The 22,147-nt window shown below is 72.7% G+C and carries 17 protein-coding genes and 1 riboswitch; of the genes, 9 read left to right on the top strand and 8 right to left on the bottom strand.

Annotation, left to right across the window (positions count from 1 at the left end):
* The first annotated feature begins 36 nt into the window (after positions 1-36).
* Positions 37-561: a DoxX family membrane protein gene (locus tag LE548_RS27870; protein ID WP_225099716.1), complete on the top strand. Its 525-nt coding sequence runs from the start codon at positions 37-39 to the stop codon at positions 559-561.
* An 87-nt stretch (positions 562-648) separates the two neighbouring features.
* Here LE548_RS27870 and LE548_RS27865 read toward each other — a convergent pair whose 3' ends face one another.
* Together LE548_RS27865 and LE548_RS27860 are read right to left on the bottom strand one after the other, a co-directional pair.
* Positions 649-858, bottom strand: a complete 210-nt coding sequence (locus tag LE548_RS27865) for a hypothetical protein (RefSeq protein WP_225099715.1) — start codon at positions 856-858, stop codon at positions 649-651.
* On the bottom strand, positions 845-2,302 hold the full coding sequence (locus LE548_RS27860) for a PspC domain-containing protein (RefSeq protein WP_225099714.1): 1,458 nt from the start codon (positions 2,300-2,302) through the stop codon (positions 845-847). Before LE548_RS27860 ends, LE548_RS27865 begins: the two co-directional genes overlap by 14 nt.
* Before the next feature lie 175 nt (positions 2,303-2,477).
* Here LE548_RS27860 and LE548_RS27855 point away from each other — a divergent pair, with 175 nt between their 5' ends.
* Together LE548_RS27855 and LE548_RS27850 are read left to right on the top strand one after the other, a co-directional pair.
* A complete protein-coding gene (locus LE548_RS27855) occupies positions 2,478-3,803 on the top strand; it encodes a PspC domain-containing protein (protein ID WP_374116184.1) in 1,326 nt (441 codons plus the stop codon).
* On the top strand, positions 3,800-4,510 hold the full coding sequence (locus LE548_RS27850) for a response regulator transcription factor (RefSeq protein WP_225099712.1): 711 nt from the start codon (positions 3,800-3,802) through the stop codon (positions 4,508-4,510). The genes LE548_RS27855 and LE548_RS27850 overlap by 4 nt, the downstream gene beginning before the upstream one ends.
* Before the next feature lie 8 nt (positions 4,511-4,518).
* On the opposite strand, the gene LE548_RS27845 is transcribed toward LE548_RS27850, so the two are convergent.
* The gene (locus tag LE548_RS27845; RefSeq protein ID WP_225099711.1) at positions 4,519-5,598 is read right to left on the bottom strand and encodes a C40 family peptidase; all 1,080 of its coding nucleotides are present in this window, start codon (positions 5,596-5,598) and stop codon (positions 4,519-4,521) included.
* 440 nt (positions 5,599-6,038) lie between these two features.
* Here LE548_RS27845 and LE548_RS27840 point away from each other — a divergent pair, with 440 nt between their 5' ends.
* A complete protein-coding gene (locus tag LE548_RS27840; protein WP_225099710.1) occupies positions 6,039-6,392 on the top strand; it encodes a hypothetical protein in 354 nt (117 codons plus the stop codon).
* Positions 6,393-6,403: 11 nt separating this feature from the next.
* Here LE548_RS27840 and LE548_RS27835 read toward each other — a convergent pair whose 3' ends face one another.
* A complete protein-coding gene (locus tag LE548_RS27835; protein WP_225099709.1) occupies positions 6,404-7,594 on the bottom strand; it encodes a C40 family peptidase in 1,191 nt (396 codons plus the stop codon).
* A gap of 7 nt (positions 7,595-7,601) precedes the next feature.
* A riboswitch (cyclic di-AMP (ydaO/yuaA leader) is annotated at positions 7,602-7,763 on the bottom strand.
* Positions 7,764-7,985: 222 nt separating this feature from the next.
* Here LE548_RS27835 and pcrA point away from each other — a divergent pair.
* Positions 7,986-10,493 (top strand): DNA helicase PcrA, encoded by a 2,508-nt coding sequence (gene pcrA, locus LE548_RS27830; RefSeq protein ID WP_225099708.1) that lies wholly within the window; start codon positions 7,986-7,988, stop codon positions 10,491-10,493.
* A gap of 73 nt (positions 10,494-10,566) precedes the next feature.
* On the opposite strand, the gene LE548_RS27825 is transcribed toward pcrA, so the two are convergent.
* Together LE548_RS27825 and LE548_RS27820 are read right to left on the bottom strand one after the other, a co-directional pair.
* Positions 10,567-12,039, bottom strand: a complete 1,473-nt coding sequence (locus LE548_RS27825; RefSeq protein ID WP_225099707.1) for a M23 family metallopeptidase — start codon at positions 12,037-12,039, stop codon at positions 10,567-10,569.
* Positions 12,040-12,278: 239 nt separating this feature from the next.
* Positions 12,279-13,130 (bottom strand): triacylglycerol lipase, encoded by an 852-nt coding sequence (locus LE548_RS27820; protein WP_225099706.1) that lies wholly within the window; start codon positions 13,128-13,130, stop codon positions 12,279-12,281.
* Positions 13,131-13,354: 224 nt separating this feature from the next.
* Between LE548_RS27820 and LE548_RS27815 the strand changes: the two genes are divergently transcribed.
* Positions 13,355-13,777, top strand: a complete 423-nt coding sequence (locus LE548_RS27815) for a cobalamin B12-binding domain-containing protein (protein ID WP_225099782.1) — start codon at positions 13,355-13,357, stop codon at positions 13,775-13,777.
* Here LE548_RS27815 and LE548_RS27810 read toward each other — a convergent pair.
* Positions 13,753-15,465 (bottom strand): DUF5691 domain-containing protein, encoded by a 1,713-nt coding sequence (locus LE548_RS27810; RefSeq protein ID WP_225099705.1) that lies wholly within the window; start codon positions 15,463-15,465, stop codon positions 13,753-13,755. The genes LE548_RS27815 and LE548_RS27810 overlap by 25 nt on opposite strands.
* A 118-nt stretch (positions 15,466-15,583) precedes the next feature.
* A complete protein-coding gene (locus LE548_RS27805; RefSeq protein WP_225099704.1) occupies positions 15,584-16,930 on the bottom strand; it encodes an SWIM zinc finger family protein in 1,347 nt (448 codons plus the stop codon).
* 132 nt (positions 16,931-17,062) lie between these two features.
* On the opposite strand from LE548_RS27805, the gene LE548_RS27800 reads away from it, so the two are divergent.
* From LE548_RS27800 to LE548_RS27790, 3 genes are all read left to right on the top strand, one after another.
* Complete coding sequence (locus LE548_RS27800) at positions 17,063-18,271, top strand: AAA family ATPase (protein WP_225099703.1); 1,209 nt, start codon at positions 17,063-17,065, stop codon at positions 18,269-18,271.
* Entirely contained in the window at positions 18,268-20,811 is a 2,544-nt protein-coding gene (locus LE548_RS27795; RefSeq protein ID WP_225099702.1) for a DUF5682 family protein, read from the top strand. The genes LE548_RS27800 and LE548_RS27795 overlap by 4 nt, the downstream gene beginning before the upstream one ends.
* 77 nt (positions 20,812-20,888) lie before the next feature.
* A complete protein-coding gene (locus LE548_RS27790) occupies positions 20,889-22,121 on the top strand; it encodes a VWA domain-containing protein (protein WP_225099781.1) in 1,233 nt (410 codons plus the stop codon).
* Positions 22,122-22,147 lie beyond the last annotated feature (26 nt).

Raw genomic sequence — 22,147 nt, 5'->3', positions numbered from 1 at the left:
GAGGGTGGGACGGCGGGTGAGAGGCGGCTGGCGACGATGACTCACGGCATTCGGACAGACACGCACATGAATCGGCTCAACGGCCTCCGTGGCTGGCGGGACACCGCCACCCACTACGCCCTGCTCCCGCTCCGCGTCTTCCTCGGCGTCACCCTCATCTACGCGGGCCTGGACAAACTCACCGACAGCGCCTTCATGAAGTCCAGCGGCGCCGGGTCGATCGGCGACACCATGCGGGCGGCCCGCGACTCCGCCGGCATCCCGGCCCTGGTCGACCTGGCCCTGAAGAGCCCGGTCGGCTTCGGCTACGCCATCGCCTTCGGTGAACTGGCCGTCGGTATCGGCACCCTGCTCGGCCTGCTCGCCCGGCTGGCCGCGCTCGGCGGCGCGCTGATCTCGTTCAGCTTCTGGATGACCGTGAGCTGGTCGTCGACCCCCTACTACTACGGCAACGACCTCGCCTACTTCATGGCCTGGATCCCCCTCATCCTCGCCGGCGCCCCCTACCTCTCCCTGGACGCGGCCTGGCGAGCCCGACGCCGACAGGGCGGCTACCGATAGCCAGGACCCTTGGCGGGCCGCCGAGGGCCACGAGGCTCCGGCCCGGCCGGCGACGGGCAACCGGCGCCGGCCGCTCCCCGACCACCGCTAGCCGTGCTCTGCGCCGCCCCGTCTGCGTATCGCCCGCGCCACGCTCCCTGTGACACCGGCCAGCAGGAGGCCGCCCACGACCAGCGGGACGATCGCGAACCACGGCGTTTCCCACAGGCCGCGCGCATCGCCCGCGTAGACCCCGCCGGCGGCGGTGAGGAAGAGCCCGGCGACCAGCCTCCCGGGCTGGAACTCATGACGCAGCACGGCTGACCTCCACCTGTCCCACACCGACCCCGAGCGTGAGGTCCAGCGTGCCGGCCTCCTTGGCGGCCGTGGCCGGCGCCAGCGTCACGGTCTTGTGCCTGCTCGGCTGCACGTCCACGTCCCTCCTGTTCTCCCCGGGCAACCGGATGTCGCCCACCCCCACGTCGATACTCATCCGCACGGTCGCGCCCGCCGGCACGATCACCTTCAGCTGTCCGGCGCCCACATGGGCGTGCGTCGCGACCGTCTGTCCCTTGGCCGGAGCCGCCCCGGTCAGATCCAGCGTGCCCCGCCCGGTACCGAGGTCGTAGCGCGGCTGCACCCGTGCCGTCGCCGCAGGCACCCAGGACGTGTCTCTCCAGTGGGTGGTGATGTCCTTGGGCATGGCCGACGCCCCGGCGAGCAGTGCCGCCGTGACGAGCGCCAGGAACACCGTCCCCGCCCCCGTGCGCCCCAGGAAGGCGCTGACCGCGACGCCGAGGCCGAACACCGCCAGCGCGCAGGCGAGACCGGTCTGGAGGCTGGTGCCCAACGGGTGTGTGTCCCAGGTGAGCCCCGTGCCCAGGCCGCCCGCCACCAGGGCGAGCAGGAAGACCCAGCCGCCGACCCAGCGCGGGCCGCGCGGTCTCGGGGGTGCGGCGGGCCGCGGCCGTATGGAGCCGGAGTGGGGCCACGGGAGGGCGACGCCGGCGTCGACGGCCGAGGTGAGATCCCGGTCGCGGGTGTCGCCGGGCCCCCACAGATAACCCGTGCCGCCGACGTGGGTGCCGTCCTTGACGATCGGGTCCCGCCACCACGACGGGTAGATGGTGGCGACCGGCGGAGCCTGCGCCTCCGGCGGAGCGTCGGCCGCGGCCTGCGCGGCTAGCGGGTCGGGGTCGGCCACGTCACGGCGCCGTGACCAGTACCCGGCGCCCGCGAGCAGCAGGGAGAGCACCACGGCGAAGGTCAGCACCCCGCCATTTCTCAGCATGGTCAGGAAGACACCGCAGCCGACCAGGGCGAACAGCACGGCGGCGAGCGCCAGACCGTCGACCCGGCCCGTCAGCAGCTTGCGCAGCTCGTTCTCCTCCTCGTCCTCGTACGGCACGAGGAGCCAGACGAAGCCGTAGAAGATCAGACCGATGCCGCCGGTCGCGGACAGCACGGCCAGAGTGATCCGGAAGATCACCGGGTCCATGTCCGTCTGTCGGCCCAGGCCCGCGCACACGCCTGCGATCATCTTGTGCCGGCGGTCGCGCCGGAACCGGTCAAAGGCCGCGGCGGGCTGCTGCTCCTGCTCTCTGCTCTGTTCCTCCTCCCGCTTCCCGGCGCGGGTGTCCGTACCGGCCGCTCCCGTCCGCTGTGTCGCGGCGGGCCCGGCATCCGTCGGTCCGTTGCCCGGGGCCGGGCGCGGGCCGGGGCCAGGTCCCGGACCCGTCGCGGCGTGCTCGTGATCCGTCATGCGTCCATGGTGACGGCCCGCCCGCCGCGACGGCAGTCGGGACGACCCTGGGCGAACCCTGAAATCGGCCCTGAGACGGGGCGGGGAAGCGTTCGACCGGCACTGAACCGCCGTCGCCCGCCGTTCCCCGACGCGGTCCCGCGGAAGATCAGGGGCGTCTCGGGGGCCGACCCTGATGCCTGGCCCCGCCGGCCATGTGACCATCATTGGCATGCCGGAAGCCGCAAGCCTGCCAGTCGACGACCCGCGGCCGCCGCGCAAGCTCTACCGCAGCAGCGACGGACGCTGGCTCGGTGGAGTGGCGCGGGGCCTCGCCGGGCATCTCGGGCTGCCCGTCGTCTGGGTGCGGCTCGCCTTCGTCGGCCTGTTCATGGCCCATGGGTTCGGAGCGCTGCTGTATGCGGCGTTCTGGTTCTTCGTGCCGCTCGGGATCGGCGGTGTCGGCGAACAGAAGCAGTCGCTCGTCGGCACCGAGACCGCCCCGGACGGCCGCCGCAGACTGGTGGCCCGGCGGCCGGACAAGGGTCAGCTCGTCGCGCTGCTCCTCATGGTCATCGTGTCCATGGTCTTCGTGAGCAGCGTGAACCTCGGTGGCGCGGCCAAGGTGTATCTGGTGCCCGCCGTCCTCGTCGCGGCCGGTGTCGCCCTGGTCTGGAGACAGGCGGACAACGCCCGCCGGGCCCGCTGGGTCGAGGTCGGCCGCCGGCGCCGTACGCTCACGCTGCTGCGCGCGGCCGGCGGTGTCCTGCTCGTCACGGCCGGTGTCTCCGCCATCTTCGTGCTCCAGGGCTCGGCCGCCCACCTCGGCGCGGTCCTCCAGGCTGCGCTCGCCGTCCTCGTCGGCATCACGCTGCTCGCCGGCCCCTACCTGGTCCGGATGACCCAGGACCTGTCCGAGGAACGCCTGATGCGCATCCGCGCCCAGGAGCGTGCCGAGGTCGCCGCCCATGTGCACGACTCCGTGCTGCACACCCTCACCCTGATCCAGCGCAACGCCGACAACGCGAACGAGGTGCGCCGCCTCGCCCGCGCCCAGGAGCGCGACCTGCGCACCTGGCTGTACAAGCCGGAGGGCACCGGCAAGGACGAGGCCGACGAGCCGGACACGGTCGCCGAGGCGGTGCGGCGCAACGCCGCCGAGGTGGAGGACAAGCACGGTGTGCCCATCGAGGTCGTCATCGTCGGCGACTGCCCGCTGGACGAGAGGACCCGGGCGCAGATGCAAGCCGCGCGTGAGGCGATGGTGAACGCCGCCAAGTACGGTGGCGAGGGCGGTGCCGTACAGGTCTACGCCGAAGTCGAGGGGAGGACGGTCTTCGTGTCCGTGCGCGACCGCGGCCCGGGCTTCGACCTCGACTCGATACCCGCCGACCGGATGGGTGTCAGAGAATCGATCATCGGCCGCATGGAGCGCAACGGCGGCACGGCCCGGCTGCGGGCGGTGCCGGGCGGCGGCACGGAGGTCGAGCTGGAGATGGAGAGGGCGGAGAAGACGTCATGAGCGACGCGACCGAGGCGAACGGCCCGGCGGGAGCCGGCGCGGGCGGACGGCACGTACGGGTCGTGCTCGTGGACGACCACAGGATGTTCCGCACCGGAGTTCAGGCCGAGATCGGCCAGACCGCCACGACCGGGGTCGAGGTGGTCGGCGAGGCCGCGGACGTCGACCAGGCGGTCACGGTCATCACGGCGACCCGGCCCGAGGTGGTTCTGCTCGACGTCCATCTGCCGGGTGGCGGCGGGGTCGAAGTGCTGCGCCGGTGCGCGGCGTTGATGGCGGACGCCGAGCAGCCGGTCCGCTTCCTCGCACTGTCTGTGTCCGACGCGGCGGAGGACGTGATCGGGGTGATCCGCGGCGGCGCCCGCGGGTATGTCACCAAGACCATCACCGGCACCGACCTGGTCGACTCGATCTTCCGGGTCCAGGAGGGCGACGCGGTCTTCTCCCCGCGGCTTGCCGGGTTCGTTCTGGACGCCTTCGCCTCCACCGACGCCCCGCCCGTGGACGAGGATCTGGACCGCCTCACCCAGCGCGAGCGCGAGGTGCTGCGGCTGATCGCCCGTGGCTACGCCTACAAGGAGATCGCCAAGCAGCTGTTCATCTCGGTGAAGACGGTCGAGTCCCATGTCTCGGCGGTCCTGCGCAAGCTCCAGCTGTCCAACCGTCACGAACTGACCCGCTGGGCGACGGCCCGCCGCCTGGTCTGACCTCGCCTTCACGCGACGCGGGTGGCCCCCGCGAAGGGCATCTCGTCGACCGGGGCCAGCCGGACCGGTGCCGAGGGGTTCGGGGCGTGGATCATCTGGCCGCCGCCGACGTAGATGCCGACGTGGCTGACGCCGGAGTAGAAGAACACCAGGTCCCCGGGCTGCAGTTCGGAGCGGGAGACGCGCCGGCCCGCGTCGATCTGGGCGTAGGTGGTGCGGGGCAGGGAGATGCCCGCGGAGCGGTAGGCGGCTTGGACCAGCCCCGAGCAGTCGAAGGAGTTCGGCCCGGCCGCGCCCCACACATAGGGGCTGCCGAGCTTGGCGTAGGCGTAGGCGACGGCCGCCGCAGCGCGGCTGTCGGGCGCCGTGACGGAGCCGGGCCCGGATCCGGCCTGCGCCAGGGCCTGCCGGGCATCTGCGGCCGACCGGGAGGCGCGCCCCGGTGCGCTGCCGTCGTCACCGGTGACCTGGGCGCGCTGCTGCGGGGTGAGCCGCGCCAGCAGCCGCCGGGCCTCGGCCAGCTTGTCCGTGACGGTCTTCTTCTGCCGGCTCAGCTCGGCCTGCCGGGAGCGCAGCGACGCCAGCTGGACGCGGGCGGCTCCGCGCAACTGCTCGATCTCCCGGAGTTGTTCGCGCACCCGCGACACGGCGGCGGCCTGCCGGTCGCCGGCCCGCTCGGCGAAGGCGGCGTCGTCCAGATACCGGTCGGGGTCGTTGGACAGGGCCAGTTGCCAGGCGGGGGCGAAGCCGCCGTCGCGGTACTGCGCGGAGGCGAACGAACCCAGCGCGTCCCGGGCCGAGTTGAGCTTGGCCTGCCTGCGGGCCGTCTCGTCGTGCAGCGCGTTGAGCCGCCGCTGGGCCGCGTCCGCCTGCTCCTTGGCGCCGTCGTACTTCTCGGTCGCCGCCTCGGCCTGCTGGTAGAGCTTGTCCACCTGGGCCTTCACCTGTGCCGGTGTCAGCTGCGGGTCGGCGTGTCCGGTCCCGTCGAACCCCGTCGCGGTGGCCGCGCCCGCCAGGGCGAGGGTGGCGGCCGTCCGGACCGTAGGGCCACCGATCGAGCGTTGCCGGGGCTTGCGATGCGCTGCCACCTGGACCGTCACGTCCTTCCGTACGACTCGACGACCGAGCGGGCGGTATGCCCGGCGGCGGCCCACACAGGGGGGAGCGGGCCGCCGCCGGACCCTTCTCGGCGGTGGAGAGGACGCTAGGCCGGAGTGTGACGAGCGGGTAACGGACTGTACGGAACTGGCGTCTACGGATCGAAACGTGACCTCATGTGACTGATCCGGCCGTCCAGGCTCGCCTCCTTCACACAGTGTGATGACCGATACGCGGGAAGCGGGACGGAAGGGGTGCCGGAGGTGTTATGGACCGCATAAATGCATGATCCATGCCGGCCGTGGCCGGGCCCGAGGACACGGGGCCGGTACGCCCCTGGTCGGGCGTGACGGCCCTCACCACTCGAACACCCCGGGAACGGCACCCTGCCGTCCTTGGGGCTGTTACCGACGAATTAGGCTCCGGCCCCATGGACGTACTCATCCATCTCTTCGTCGGCCTGCACATCATCGGCATCGCCGCGCTGCTCGGCGGTTTCCTCACCCAGATGAAGGCGATGGGGCAGGGCACGGCCCGCTTCGTCCCCGGGATGCTGCACGGTGCGCTGACCATGCTCGTCACCGGGGTGGCCCTCGTCGGCCTCAACCAGGCCGACGACCACCACGTGAACACCATCAAGATCGGTGTGAAGCTGGCCCTGCTGATCGTGATTCTCGGGCTGGTCTATGTGAAGCGCGACGAGGAGAAGGTCGACAAGGGCGCCTTCGGGGTCGTCGGCCTGCTGACCATGACGAACATCTTCATCGCCGTCCTGTGGACCTGACCCGGTAGGGGTCAGCCCGGGCGGACCACGCTGTGGATGATCGATTCTCCGCCGTAGTACACCGACTCCTCACGGACGTACGCGCCCGGCTTCGGGGCGTGGATCATCATGCCGTTGCCGATGTAGAGGCCGACGTGGCTGATGTCGTCGTAGAAGAAGATCAGGTCCCCAGGGCGCGCGTCGGCCAGGGACACCGTGGTCCCGGCGTTGACCTGGTCGTACGTGGTGCGCGGGAGCGTGACGCCGGCGGCCTTCCAGGCGGCCTGGGTGAGGCCCGAGCAGTCGTAGGAGTCCGGCCCGGTGGCGCCCCACACGTACGGCTTGCCGATCTGGGCGCGGGCGAAGGCGATGGCCTTGGCGGCCTTCGTGTCGTACGAGCCGGAGGATCCGGAAGAGGCGGAGGACCCGGAAGAGGCGGAGGACCCGGAAGAGGCGGAGCCGGTCGGGCTGGATGAGCCGGACGAGCTGGACGAGGTGCTCTTCTGCTGGGCCTCGGCCTGCTGCTTCGCCAGCTCGGCCGCCTTGCGCGCCGCCTCCTGCTGCTTCTCCCGCTCGATGGCGGCCAGCCGCGCCTTCTCCTGGGCCGTCAGCTGCGACAGCAGCTCGCGCGCGGAGGCGAGCTTCTGCTGGACGGTGGACTTGGCGGTCTGCAGCTCGTGCTGCGACTCGGTCAGCGTCTGCAGGCTCTGCGCGGCCTCCCGCCGCTTCTTCATGGTCGCGGCCTGCTCGCCGATGTAGGCGTCGACGGCGCTCTTCTCGCGCGTGGTCAGCCGGCTCATCAGCTGGGTCTGGTCGAAGTAGTCCTGCGGGTTGTCCGCGAGGAGGAAGGTGGCCGTGTCGGGGGCGGCGGCGCCGGTCCGGTACTGGGCCGCGGCGAAGGAGCCCAGCTCGTCGCGGGCCTTGTTGAGGCGGGCGGTGCGGCGGGCGACCTCGTCCCGGAGCGCGTCGACCCGCCCGCGCTGCTTGCCGGTGCGCTCCGTGGCCGCGTCGTACTTCTCGGTCGCCGACTCCGCCTGCCGGTAGAGGTCGTCGACCTTCTTCTCCACCTCCTCCAGGCTCGGCCGGGCGTGGGCCGTACCGGGGGCGGCCTCGGCCGTCTGGGACAGCATGGTTATGGAGGTGAGGGCGGCGGTGGCGAGGGCCGGGGTGCGCAGACCCGCTCCGGTGGTCCCGCCGGGACGCGACTTGCGGTGCGACGCCAAGGGAGGCGACTCCTTCCAGTGGGCCGCCTACCGGGTTAGCTGTCGGGTTCGGGCGGAGGTTCGGAAGGGTTGCCCTACGGCGTCGTCCCGGACGGGAGTCGGCCGATTCACCCCGGAGATTCGGTGGGTCCCCGGCTCCGGGCCCCCTTACGGGAGGCGCCGGACTCGGCGGGGGCCGCGCACGCGACCCGACGGCAACCTAGCCAACTCGTGTGACTGGTGTGAAGGTTGGTGCGTGATATGTCCGATACATTTTCGTGATCCGGGGCCGGGATCACGTTCACGTCATCGGGTGATTCCGCTGCGTGAGGGGGTTCGCCGCTCTGCTCGCGGGACCTTCTTCCCGAGACGGCGACCGGTTGTCGGTGGGGCGCCCTAGACTCGGAGAGCGATGAGCAGCCTCTTTGACGACAGCTTCCTGGCGGACCTCCAGCCCCCGCGCGGGCACGAGGAGGAACCCCCGCCGCCGCCCGAGGACGATCACGCTCCGGAGCCGCTTCCGGACGATCTGTTCGGCGGGAAGTTCGACGCGCCGCCGGACCGGGACGCCTACTACCGCGACGGCGCCCCGCGCCCCGCGCTGGACGCGGCGGCACTCCTGGAGGGGCTGAACGACAACCAGCGCGCCGCGGTCGTGCACGCCGGCTCCCCGCTGCTCATCGTCGCCGGCGCCGGCTCCGGCAAGACCCGCGTGCTCACCCACCGCATCGCCCACCTGCTCGCCGAGCGGCACGTGCACCCGGGTCAGATCCTCGCGATCACCTTCACCAACAAGGCCGCGGGCGAGATGAAGGAGCGCGTCGAGCAGCTCGTCGGCCCGCGCGCCAACGCGATGTGGGTCATGACCTTCCACAGCGCGTGCGTGCGCATCCTGCGCCGCGAGAGCAAGAAGCTCGGCTTCACGTCGTCGTTCTCGATCTACGACGCCGCCGACAGCAAGCGCCTGATGGCCCTGGTCTGCCGTGACCTGGACCTCGACCCCAAGCGCTTCCCGCCCAAGTCCTTCAGCGCCAAGATCAGCAACCTCAAGAACGAGCTGATCGACGAGGAGGACTTCGCCGCGCAAGCCGCCGACGGCTTCGAGAAGACCCTCGCGCAGGCCTACGCGCTCTACCAGTCGCGGCTGCGCGAGGCCAACGCCCTCGACTTCGACGACCTGATCATGACGACGGTCAACCTGCTGCGCGCCTTCCCGGACGTCGCCGAGCACTACCGCCGCCGCTTCCGGCACGTCCTGGTCGACGAGTACCAGGACACCAACCACGCCCAGTACGCGCTCGTCCGCGAACTCGTCGGCACCGGCACCCACGACGAGGACGCTCCGCCGAGCGAGCACGACCTCCCGCCCGCCGAGCTGTGCGTGGTCGGTGACGCAGACCAGTCGATCTACGCCTTCCGGGGCGCGACGATCCGCAACATCCTCCAGTTCGAGGAGGACTACCCGGACGCGACGACGATCCTGCTGGAGCAGAACTACCGCTCCACGCAGACCATTCTGAGCGCCGCCAACGCGGTCATCGAGCGCAATGAGTCGCGCCGCCCGAAGAACCTGTGGACCAACGCGGGCCAGGGCGCGCAGATCACCGGCTATGTCGCCGACACCGAGCACGACGAGGCGCAGTTCGTCGCCGACGAGATAGACCGCCTGGTCGACGCGGGCCAGGCCAAGGCGGGCGACGTCGCCGTCTTCTACCGCACCAACGCCCAGTCCCGTGTCTTCGAAGAGGTCTTCATCCGCGTCGGCCTGCCCTACAAGGTCGTCGGCGGGGTCCGCTTCTACGAGCGCAAGGAGGTCCGGGACGTCCTCGCCTACCTGCGCGTTCTCGCCAACCCCGAGGACTCGGTGCCCCTGCGCCGCATCCTCAACGTGCCCAAGCGGGGCATCGGCGAGCGCGCCGAGGCGATGATCGATGCCCTCTCCCAGCGCGAGAAGATCAGCTTCCCGCAGGCGCTCAAGCGCGTGGACGAGGCGTACGGCATGGCCGCGCGCTCCACCAACGCGGTCAAGCGGTTCAACACGCTGATGGAGGACCTGCGCACGATCGTGGAATCCGGCGCCGGACCGGCCACGGTCCTCGAAGCGGTCCTCGAACGCACCGGTTACCTTGCCGAGTTGCAGACCTCCACCGACCCACAGGACGAGACCCGCATCGAGAACCTCCAGGAACTCGCGGCTGTGGCCCTGGAGTTCGAGCAGGAGCGCGGCGAAGGCGCAGCGACATCAGGGGCTACCGCCCCGGGCGGTACGCTGGCCGACTTCCTGGAGCAGGTCGCGCTGGTCGCAGACTCCGACCAGATCCCCGACGAGGACGAGGAAGGCTCCGGCGTCATCACCCTGATGACCCTGCACACCGCCAAGGGCCTGGAGTTCCCCGTCGTCTTCCTGACCGGCATGGAGGACGGCGTCTTCCCGCACATGCGCTCCCTCGGCCAGACCAAGGAGCTGGAGGAGGAGCGGCGCCTGGCGTACGTCGGCATCACACGCGCGCGGGAGCGGCTGTATCTCACGCGCTCGGCGCTGCGCAGCGCCTGGGGCCAGCCGTCGTACAACCCGCCCTCCCGGTTCCTGGAGGAGATCCCGGCCGCCCACGTGGAGTGGAAGCGGACGGGCGTCGCGGCACCGATGTCCTCCGGCCCGGCCTCCGGGGTCGCGGCCTCGCCGTCCTCGTCCCGCTCGCGTTCATCGGCGGCGGGCGCGTCCGGGTTCGCCACGCGGCGTACGACGGACAAGCCGGCGGTGTCCCTCGCGGTCGGCGACCGGGTCACCCACGACCAGTTCGGGCTCGGCACGGTCGTCGCGGTGGCGGGCGCGGACGACAAGGCCCAGGCGACGATCGACTTCGGCGACGGCAAGCCGAAGCGGCTGCTGCTGCGGTACGCGCCGGTGGAGAAGCTGTAGGGAGTACGGGGAGCCCGGGGGCGCCGGCCCCCGGTTCCTCTGCGGGGTCCGGTTCCTCTGCGGGGTCCGGTTCCTACGTGGGGTCGAGTCCGTGGCTCCGCAGCCAGGGCAGCGGGTCCACGGCCGGCCCGCCCGCCGGGTGCACCTCGAAGTGCAGGTGCGGGCCCGTGGAGTTGCCGGAGTTGCCGGAGTAGGCGATCGGCTCGCCGGCCTTCACGGTCGTACCGGAGGCCACGCGGTAGCTGGACAGATGGCAGTACCAGGTCTGCGTGCCGTCCTTCGCCGTCACTATCAACATGTTGCCGTAGGCGCTGTTCCACTTGGTGGTGACGGTGCCGTCGGTGGCCGCCATCACCGTGGTGCCGTAGGAGACGGGGAAGTCGATGCCCGTGTGCACCGACATCCAGTTCACGCCCGCCTGGCCGAAGTAGGCGCTCAGCCCTTTCTGCGTGACCGGCAGTACGAACTTGGGGCGCAGCCGCTCCTTGAGCGCGGCCTCCGCGAGGGCCTTCTTCCGGTCCAGATCCTGCTGGTTCTTGAGGTCGATCCGCTCCTGCGTCCGGCTGGCCCGGTCGGCGAAGTCGTCGGCGCCGGCGGAGAGCGTCCTGAGCTGGCTGTCCAGCTTGCTGTTGGCGACCGACGGCTTGACCGCGTGCGCGTCCGAGGCGGAGGCGGTCGTGTCCTTGCCGCCGCCGTCCGTCAGCGCGCCGACCGAGGCGGCCGCGATCCCCGCGACGCCCATCACACAGGCCGAGGGCACGGCGACGGTCAGCAGCGCGGAGCGCTTGGCGGGCGTACGACGCCGGGAACGCGCCCCGCCCCGCGCGCCCGCGCGTGTTGTCGGCGTGACCTCTTCCTGGTCGTCCAACAGGACCGGCTCGGCGGGTGGTTCACCGGAACTGTCCGTGGCGTCCGCGTACGGTGCCTGGTCCTCGTACCCGCCGTGCGGGAAGGCCGCCGTGTCCGGCACTTCCGTGACCTGCTCGAACGTGGCGGTGGCCTGCTGGTCGAACGGTTCGGCAACCGGCTCGGGCGAGGGCGCCGCGGCCTGCCCGGCGGAGTTCCACTGCGTGGCGTCGTACGCGCCCGTCTCGAAGCCCTGGGTGCCCCACTCCCACTGCTGGGTCGGGTCGGCGCCGCCGGACTGATCGGGCTGCTGCCACAGGCTCGCGTCCCACTGGCCACTGACGTCGTGGCCCGTGGCCTGCGCGGGGACCGTCCAGGCGGTCGCGTCGTGGACACCGGAGTCGTAGGCGGCGTGGTGCTGGGCCGCGTACGCGTCGTAGTGCGGCGTCTGCCACTGCGCCGAGTCGTACGCGCCGGTGCTCTGCTCGCCGGGCATGCTGCCGAAGAGCGGGTCACCGTGGAAGGCGCTGGTGGTGTCGTGGCCGGGCGCAAAACCGGTGGCGTCGTAGCCGCCGTACGTGGTGAAGTCGCCGTAGGGGGCTTCATGGGTCCCGTACGGCGCGTGGTCGTAGCGCGTGGCGGAGGCGTCGGAAGCCGGGGCCGGGGTGGTCATGGTCCCCGACGGGTGACGGTCGTTCACCAACTTCTCTTTCGCCTCGACAACAGGGGCTGCCAGAGCAGTGCGGCGACTGTACCCGCCGGTACCTGGGCACGACAATCTTCGGCCAGTTTCGCGCCCGCCGGAAACGGGCATTCGGCGGTCTTTCGGGGGACGGCGGACAGGAGTTTGGCCGAGAGTTCGATGAGTGTTCGATGTGCGGAGGCTGTCGGCCGCCTGTACCGACACGTCGGCGTCAGCCGGTTCACCTCACCGTTGGTTCACGCCACCGTCAGACCGCCGGCGAGCGCGTCCCCGGGGTGCGCGGCGTCGAGGGCCTCGCGTATCCCGGCCGCGACCGCGGGGTGCACGGGCAGGGCGAGATGCCCGATGCCGGACACCTGGACGTTCAGCGTGTCGAGATCGGGGTGCTCCAGGCGGGCCGTCTCCACCGGATCCATGATGGAGTCCAGGTCGCTCCAGAAACTCACGAACCGCGTGCGGCAGCCGGGCGCGGGCCGGGCCAGTTCCTCGATCACCGATGAACCGGGCCGCATCTGGCGCACGATCGGATGGGCGTCGGCCAGCGGCACCACCCGGGTGCCCGCGTGCGGGGTGCCCAGCGTGACGAGCGTGCGCACCCGCAGATCACCGCCGAGACACTGCACGTAATAGCGGGCGATCAGGCCGCCGAGGCTGTGGCCCACGATGTCGACGCGGGGGCTGCCGGTGCGTTCGCAGATCTCCTCGATGTGCCGGCCGAGCAGCTCGGCCGCGGCGCGGACGTCGCAGGTCAGCGGGGAGTAGTTGAGCGACTCGACGCGCTGTCCGCCGTGCTGGGCGAGGCTGCGGCGCAGCAGTACGAACACCGAGCGGTTGTCGATGAAGCCGTGCAGCAGCACGACCGGCGGGCCGGACGGGACGGGCAGCCGGGCCGTGCCCTCCGCGGCGGGCAGGGCGGGGGAGCGGCGTTCCTGGGTGAAGCCCGTCGGATACAGCAGGAGGTGGCCGGCGAGGATCGCGGCCTCAAGAGCGGTCGCCTTGAGCAGCGCCATGGAGATTCCGGCGAGTCTTCCGGGCCACAGGCGCCGGTAGAACGGGAGGAAGAGTGGCAGTACTCCGGTGACCTTCATGGGCCGACCTCCTGTCGGCACGCCGGAGGACGGCTCGATCCCCCGTGTGCCCTCATGTCCCACCATGTGATTTCCCCCTCGCTGCGCACCGTAAAACTGCCGGTTGCGGGATGCTGGGGATAACGTTCGTTCACTTCGCGACGGTGGCGGAACGCGCCAAAAGTGCGGTACTTGTCGTTATGGACGGAAGCGATCGCTTCCGGGGTCGTCTGATGGAGGCAGTGATGGGTGTGGCAGCCGGTCCGATCCGTGTGGTGGTCGCCAAACCGGGACTCGACGGCCACGATCGCGGGGCCAAGGTCATCGCGCGCGCCCTGCGCGACGCCGGTATGGAGGTCATCTACACCGGGCTCCACCAGACACCGGAGCAGATCGTCGACACCGCCATCCAGGAGGACGCCGACGCGATCGGCCTGTCCATCCTCTCCGGCGCGCACAACACGCTGTTCGCCGCGGTGATCGACCTGCTCAAGGAGCGTGACGCCGCGGACATCCTCGTCTTCGGCGGCGGCATCATCCCGGACGAGGACATTCCGCCGCTGAAGGAGAAGGGCGTCGCGGAGATCTTCACGCCGGGTGCGACGACCGCGTCGATCGTGGAGTGGGTGCGGGAGAACGTGCGTCAGGCGGCTGCGTCGGGCAACTGAGCCGGCGGTTCGTTCCGGGAGGGGCCGCGGGTGGTGCCGGCCGGGGCCAACTCGCGGGCCATCTCCGCCCGCAACCGCAGCGTCGTGACCAGCCGCTGGAACGCCTCCGCCCAGTACCCCCCGGCGCCCGGCGCCGCGTCCTCCCGTTCGTCGGGTATCGCCAGCAGCGCCTCCAGCCGGCCGGCCTCCGCCGGGTCCAGACAGCGCTCCGCCAGCCCCATCACACCGCTGAAGCTCCACGGGTAACTGCCAGCGTCCCGCGCGATGTTGAGCGCGTCCACGACCGAGTGGCCGAGCGGCGCCGCCCACGGCACCGCGCACACCCCGAGCAGCTGGAACGCCTCCGACAGGCCGTGCGTCGCGATGAACCCCGCCACCCACGCGGCGCGCTCCACCGGTTCCAGGGCCGCCAGCAGCTTCGCGCGCTCGGCCAGGGACACCGCCCCCGGCCCGCCCGCCTCCGGTGCCGACGGCGAGCCGAGCAGCGCCCTCGACCACGCGGTGTCCCGCTGCCGCACCGCTGCCCGGCACCAGGCCGCGTGCAGTTCGCCCTGCCAGCCGTCCGCGACCGGCAGGGCAACGATCTCCAGTGCCGTACGCCCGCCGAGCCGCTCCGGCCAGGTGCCGAGCGGCGCGGCCTCCGCCAACTGCCCCAGCCACCATGAGCGTTCTCCTCTGCCCGCCGGAGGTGTCGCCACCACACCGTCGCGCTCCATGCTCGAATCGCACTGGAGCGGCGGCTCGACCACGATCGCCGACACGGGCGCCGTACGGTCGAGGGCCACACAGGCCGCGGCCCGTACGGCCATGCGCGCGGCGAGCGCGGAGTCCGGCAGCGCCGACAGCAGTTCCGCCGCCGTCGCCCGGACGTTGCGGCTGCGGTCGCCCAGCGCCTGCTCCAGGAACGGCTCGTCCCCGGCGGCGAGGCCCGTGCGCAGCGTGTCGAGGAACATCAGCCGGTCTTCCGCCCGCTCCTTGGCCCAGGTCGACGCCAGCAGCTCGCGCGCGACCGGGGGCCGCTCGGCGCGCAGCCCGCCCAGCAGGGCCACCCGTTCGGCGAACAGCCCCTCCTGCCACAGCCGCTCCACCGCCTCGGTGTCGTCGGCGCCGGGCAGCGTGGCGCCGCCGCCGGGAGCCGCGCGCAGGGCGAAGCGCCAGTCCGGGTTCAGCCGGGCCAGCCACAGTGCGCGCGGACCCGCGAACGCCAGCGCCGCCGGGCGCAGATCCGTACGCCCCCGGGCCGCGTCCAGCAGGGCGGGCAGCGCCTGCGGGGGTGCTGCGTACCCGTGCGCGGTGGCCGCCGCGAGCCACTGCGGGAGCAGCTCCATGAGGTCGGGTGCGCTGCCCCGGCGGCCGCCGCCCGCCGCGCCCGAGCGGTCGGCCAGCAGGGTGGCGAGTCTGCGGGCCGCCGCTGCGGGCAGCGCCGGGCGCGGGTCCTCGGGCGCCGGCTCCGGCCGCCGGGCCGCCCGCGCGGGCCGCAGCCCGGCACGCCGTCGTACGGTCGCCACGGCGGCCGCGTCCAGCAGCGCGAGCGGAGCCTCCCGCCCGGGCTGTGCGGTGGCCCACGGGCGCCGGTCGGTGCCGAGCAGGGCAGCGGTGACCAGGTCCTCCCAGGACTCCGCGGGAGCCGTGCCGGTCCGAGCGGTCGGGGTGGTCGGGGTGGTCGGGGTGATCGGGGTCCCGTTCATGTCATTCCCTTCCGCATGATCGCGGACGTCATGGCGTTGCCGGCATGCTGCTTCGGGCCCCGGGGAGGTTCGCCTCGGGCACTCCGGGGTGTTTCGAGTCCCCGGCCTGCCGGTTCGTTCAGCACAGCGGCACCGCCTCGTTCGTCCCCGGCGTCCAGGCCGTGAGCGGGGTGAAGCCGTGGTGGCCGCACTCGCCGAAGACCGTCACGGGGGTCCCGCCGGACAGGGCGACCAGTCGCCACAGACCGGGGCGGGAGCGGGCGGCCCGGGTCAGGGGCAGGGCTGTGTCCGTGCCGGCGTCGGCCAGCTGCCACGTCTCGCCGTCCGGGACCGGGATCACCTGCTCCAGCGTCACCGGGACCGAATCCAGCCAGGGATCGTCGCGCAGCGCGTCGCCGTACCGGGCCGCCGCCTCGGCCGTCGACACGCCCGGCGGGCGGAACCCGGCCGGCGCCGGCGGGGCGAACCGCTCGCCCAGTGCGGCCCGGGTCCGGCCGGCCCCCGGATGACCGGACAGCTCCGCGTCCAGCGCCAGGCCGACCGGCAGGGACAGCTCCGGTGCCCGGCCCGCCGCGCCGTACGACAGCAGCAGCCGGGTGCCGCCCGACTCCGCGCCGTACAGCCAGATCCGGCGGGTCGTCAGTTTCGTGTCCGCCGTGTCGTACTGGGCGAGGACCAGCCAGCGGTCGCGCACGGGCGGGCCGTCCGCCGGGGCGGGCAGGCCGAGCCGGGAGCGGACCGTGGCCGCAAGGGCGTCCGGCAGCGCGGCGCGGCGCAGCCAGCCCTGGTCGAGCAGATGCAGCAGCGCGCACTCCTCCAGAAGCCGGGCCGGCCAGCCCGCCCCGGACCCCGGTATCGCCCCCAACTCCCGCACCCGCGCCGCGAGTCCGGGTGCCTGGGCGTCGACCATGCGGGCCGCCGTCTCGTCCCACGCTCCGTACCCCGCCTGCTCGGCCGCGGCCAGACCGCCGCGCAGCAGGTCCGCGAGGCGCTGCTCCAGCTCCGTCGCCCCCGCGGTGACCCGCTCGGCCCGGCGCTCGGCCCGCCGCCGCGCCGCCTCTGGGTCGGCCGGCCCGGCCGCCGAACCCCCCTTGCCCGGGCCTGGTTCGCCCTCGGCCCGCTTACGTCTGCCCGCGAGCCACTGCTCCGCCCAGTCCGGCGGCTCGGCGGACACCGGCACCGCGCCGTCGCCGCCCGCCCACAGCAGAAGCAGCCCGAGCGCGTGCTTGCACGGGAACTTACGGCTCGGACAACTGCACGTGTACGCCGGTCCGGCGAGATCGACCGCCGTCTGGTACGGCCTGCTGCCGCTGCCCTTGCACAGCCCCCACACCGTCCCCTCTCCACTGCCCGCCTCGGACCACGGACCGGCCGTGCCGAGCTTGCTCCCCGCTGTGCGTGACGCGGCGTCAGGCGCCAGTGCCAGCACCTGGTCCGCGGTCCAGCGCACCCCCTGCTCAGTCATGCCTCCGACGGTAGGTCCCGCCACTGACAATCGCCCTGGAGCGGGCGTTTGTGCAGGTCAGAGCGATTGTCAGTGGCGTGGTGCACGGTTGATGGCAGATCCGAACCGGCCGAGCTGGAGGGGGCCTCAGCCATGACTGTGTCCGTGGAAGCGACGTCCGTGGAAGCGACGTCCGTGGAAGCGACGTCCGTCGGAGCGTCGTCCGGGGGAGCGTCGTCCGGGGGAGCGTCGTCCGTCGGAGCGAACGGGAGCCAGGGGGCGGCGCCGGTGCTGCGACCGCACGCCGAGCACGCCTTCGCCGCCGAACTCACCGCGCTCGCGCAGCAGGACGACCGCCCGCGTCCGGCCCGCTGGAAGCTGTCGCCGTGGGCGGTGGCGACGTATCTGCTCGGCGGCACCCTGCCGGACGGCACGGTGATCACACCCAAGTACGTGGGCCCGCGCCGCATCATCGAGGTCGCCGTCACCACGCTCGCCACCGACCGCGCCCTGCTCCTGCTCGGCGTTCCCGGCACCGCCAAGACCTGGGTCTCCGAACACCTCGCGGCCGCCGTCAGCGGCGACTCGACCCTGCTGGTCCAGGGCACGGCCGGCACCCCGGAGGAGGCGATCCGGTACGGCTGGAACTACGCGCGCCTGCTCGCGCACGGCCCGAGCCGCGACGCCCTCGTGCCCAGCCCCGTCATGCGCGCCATGGCCGAGGGGATGACGGCCCGCGTCGAGGAGCTGACCCGTATCCCCGCCGACGTGCAGGACACGCTGATCACGATCCTGTCCGAGAAGACGCTGCCGATACCGGAGCTGGGCGAAGAGGTCCAGGCGGTCCGCGGGTTCAACCTCATCGCCACCGCCAACGACCGGGACAGAGGCGTCAACGACCTCTCCAGCGCGCTGCGCCGCCGCTTCAACACCGTGGTGCTTCCGCTGCCGGAGAGCGCCGAGTCCGAGGTCGACATCGTCACGCGCCGGGTCGAACAGATCGGCCGCTCCCTCGACCTGCCGGCCGCGCCCGACGGCATCGAGGAGATCCGCCGTGTCGTGACCGTCTTCCGCGAGCTGCGCGACGGCGTCACCGCCGACGGCCGTACGAAGCTGAAGTCGCCCAGCGGCACCCTTTCCACCGCCGAGGCGATCTCCGTCGTCACGGGCGGCCTCGCCCTGTCCGCGCACTTCGGCGACGGCGTGCTGCGTCCGGGCGACATCGCCGCCGGCATCCTCGGCGCGGTCGTCCGCGACCCGGCGGCCGACCGGGTCGTCTGGCGGGAGTACCTGGAGACCGTCGTCCGCGAGCGCGAGGGCTGGACGGACTTCTACCGGGCCTGCCGGGAGGTGAGCGCATGACCGACACGAGCCGGCCGCTCCTGCTGGGCGTACGGCATCACGGGCCCGGTTCCGCGCGTGCGGTGCGGGCCGCGCTGGACGCCGCCCGCCCGGCCACCGTCCTGATCGAGGGCCCGCCCGAGGCCGATGCGCTGATCCCGCTGGCCGCCGACCCCGGTCTGCGGCCCCCGGTCGCCCTGCTGGCCCACGCCGTGGACGAGCCCGGCCGCTCGGCGTTCTGGCCGTTCGCCGAGTTCAGCCCCGAGTGGGTGGCGATCCGCTGGGCCCTGGAACACGGCGTCCCGGCTCGCTTCATCGACCTGCCGGCCACGCACACGCTCGCGTGGGAGGGGAGCGAGGGGCGGGCGGCGCCTCCCGACGGGCAGGAGCCGGGGAACGGGTACGGGCACGGGCCGGACACGGCCACTGGGACCGGTGCAGGTGCCGGTGTTGGTGTCGGTGAGCCTGGGGGCGGCGATGAGCCCGACGACGCCCGCGACCACCTCCGGATCGACCCGCTCGCCGTGCTCGCGGAGGCCGCCGGTTACGACGACCCCGAGCGGTGGTGGGAGGACGTCGTCGAGCACCGGGGCCCGGGGGAGTGCGACCCCTTCGCGCCGTTCGCCGCCCTGGAGGAGGCGATGGGCGCGCTGCGCGAGCGGTACGGCACCGGCGGGCACGCGCGGGACCTCGTGCGTGAGGCGCACATGAGGATCCAACTGCGTGCCGCACGCAAGGCGTTCGGAGATGAGGTGGCGGTGGTGTGCGGGGCCTGGCACGTGCCCGCGCTGCGTGAGCGCACCACCGTCGTCGCCGACCGGGGCCTGTTGAGGGGACTGCCCAAGGTCAAGGCGGACCTGACCTGGGTGCCCTGGACCCACCGCAGGCTCGCCCGGGCCGGCGGATACGGCGCGGGCATCGAGTCGCCCGGCTGGTACGCCCATCTGTTCCACGCCCCCGATCGGCCGGTGGAGCGGTGGCTGACCAAGGTGGCGGGGCTGCTGAGGGAGGAGGACCGGATCGTCTCCTCCGCCCATGTCATCGAGGCGGTCCGGCTCGCCGAGACCCTGGCGGCGCTGCGTGGCCGTCCGCTGCCCGGGCTCGGCGAGACCACCGACGCCGTGCGCGCGGTGATGGGCGACGGCTCGGATGTGCCGCTGGCGCTGGTGCACGACCGGCTGGTGGTCGGGGACGTGCTGGGGGAGGTGCCGGAGTCGGCCCCGGCCGTGCCGTTGCAGCGCGACCTGGCCCGGCAGCAGCGTTCCCTGCGGCTCAAACCGGAGGCGCTGGAGCGGGAGTTGGAGCTGGACCTGCGCGGGGACACCGACGCCGGCCGCAGCAGACTGCTGCACCGGCTGCGGCTGCTTGGCGTCGGCTGGGGCGAGCCGGCCCGGTCCCGGGGGAGTACGGGCACCTTTCGGGAGACGTGGCGATTGCGCTGGGAGCCGGAGCTGTCGGTGCGGGTCGCCGAGGCGGGGGTGTGGGGGACGACGGTGTGCGGCGCGGCGCAGGCCAAGGCGGAGGCGGACGCGGCGGCCGCGCGTGCCCTCGCCGATGTCACGGCGCTCGCCGAGCACTGTCTGCTCGCCGGGCTGCCGGACGCCTTGCCCGTCGTCATGCGGGCGCTCGCCGACCGGGCCGCGCTCGACACGGACGTCGGCCACCTCGCCCAGGCCCTGCCTGCCCTCGTCCGCTCCCTGCGCTACGGCGACGTGCGCGGCACCGACACCGGCGCGCTGGCCGGGGTCGCGGCGGGCCTCGCCGAGCGCATCTTCATCGGCCTGCCCCCCGCCTGCACCGCGCTCGACACGGACGCGGCGGAGGAGATGCGCGGCCATCTGGACGCCGTGCACGCGGCGGTGGGGTTGCTGGCGGAGACGCCGGTCGCGCCGAGCGCCGCGGGTGGTGAGGCCGGGAACGGTGAGGCGGGGAACGGTGGGGGGACTGGCGGTGGGACCGGCGCTTTCGGTGCCGGTGCGGGCGCCGGCGCCGGTTCCCGCGCCGGGTACGGCGATCTGCGGAGCCGTTGGCGGGCCGTGCTGCGGGCGCTGGCGTTGCGCGACACCGTGGCCGGTGTTCTGCGGGGGCGGGCGGTGCGGTTGTTGCTGGACGAGGGTGCGCTGGGGTCTGAGGAGGCGGCGCGGTTGATGGGGCTGGCCCTGTCGCCTGGGACGCCGCCCGCCGACGCGGCCGCCTGGATCGAGGGCTTCGTCGGCGGCGGGGGCGGGCTGTTGCTGGTCCACGACGAGCGACTGCTCGGCCTGGTCGACAGCTGGCTGACGGGGGTGCCGGCGGAGGCGTTCGCCGGCGTACTGCCGCTGCTGCGGCGCACGTTCGCGGCATACGAGCCGGGGGTGCGCAGAACCCTCGGGGAACTGGTCCGGCGCGGCCCGGGAGAGGCGAGAGGCCGGGCCGGGGCGGGGAGCGGAACGCCCGGCTTCGCCGCCGAACCGGACGCCGGGCGCGCCGACGCCGTGCTGCCGGTGCTGCGGCTGCTGCTCGGCCTGGACGAGAAGCCGAGGACGACGGACGACAACAGCCTTGCGGGGGTGGGCGCATGACAACCGAACGGATCACACCAGAGGCCGCCTCGGACACCGGCCCCGGCACCGCTGCCGGCCCCGGCCTCGTCGCCGGCATGGGCACCGGTGTCGCCGCCGGCCCCGGCACTGCCTCTGCCCCCGCCCCCGGCCCGGGCACAGTCACTCACCCCACTCACCCGACCGACCCCGCGCGGGAGCGTTTGCGGCGGTGGCGGTTGGTGCTTGGCGGGGACCAGGCCGATGGCACGGGGTGTGCGTTGTCCAGGAGGGACGCGGCGATGGACGGGACGCTCGCCGCGCTCTATGGCAAGGGGGACAAACCGCAGGCGGGGCGGGAGCGTTCGGCCGGACTCGGGGCCTCGGCGCCGTCCGTGGCGCGCTGGCTCGGGGACATCCGCCGCTACTTCCCGTCCTCCGTCGTCCAGGTCATGCAGCGCGACGCCATCGATCGGCTCGGGCTCTCCTCGCTGCTGCTGGAACCGGAGATGCTGGAGGCGGTGGAGGCCGATGTGCACCTGGTCGGCACGCTGCTGTCGCTCAACAAGGCGATGCCGGAGACCACCAAGGAGACGGCGCGCGCGGTCGTCCGCAAGGTCGTCGAGGACCTGGAGAAGCGGCTCGCGACCCGGACACGTGCCACGCTCAACGGCGCCCTCGACCGCAGCGCCCGTATCAGCCGCCCGCGTCACCACGACATTGACTGGAACCGCACCATCGCGGCCAACCTCAAGCACTATCTCCCCGAGTACCGCACGGTCGTACCGGAACGGCTCGTCGGCTACGGGCGGGCCGCGCGGTCGGTGAAGAAGGAGGTGGTGCTCTGCATCGACCAGTCCGGTTCCATGGCGGCGTCCGTGGTCTACGCGTCCGTGTTCGGGGCGGTACTGGCCTCCATGCGGTCGATCAGCACCCGGTTGGTCGTCTTCGACACGGCGGTGGTCGACCTCACCGACCAGCTGGACGATCCGGTCGACGTCCTCTTCGGCACCCAGCTCGGCGGCGGCACGGACATCAACCGGGCGCTCGCCTACTGCCAGTCGCAGATCACCCGGCCCGCCGAGACCGTGGTCGTGCTGATCAGCGACCTGTACGAGGGCGGCATCCGCGACGAGATGCTCAAGCGGGTGGCGGCGATGAAGGCGTCCGGGGTGCAGTTCGTGGCACTGCTCGCGCTATCGGACGAAGGAGCGCCGGCGTACGACCGGGAGCACGCGGCCGCGCTCGCTGCGCTGGGCGCACCGGCCTTCGCCTGCACACCCGACCTGTTCCCCGAGGTGATGGCGGCGGCTCTGGAGAAACGGCCGCTGCCGATACCGGACACGGCATGACACAGGCGGGAAAAGGGATATGACTA

Origin of the sequence: Streptomyces sp. CoH27, from assembly GCF_020181035.1 — a bacterium.
GTDB lineage: Bacteria > Actinomycetota > Actinomycetes > Streptomycetales > Streptomycetaceae > Streptomyces > Streptomyces camelliae.
Note: the sequence above shows the minus strand (reverse complement) of the source record. Positions and strands in the feature narration are given on the sequence as shown.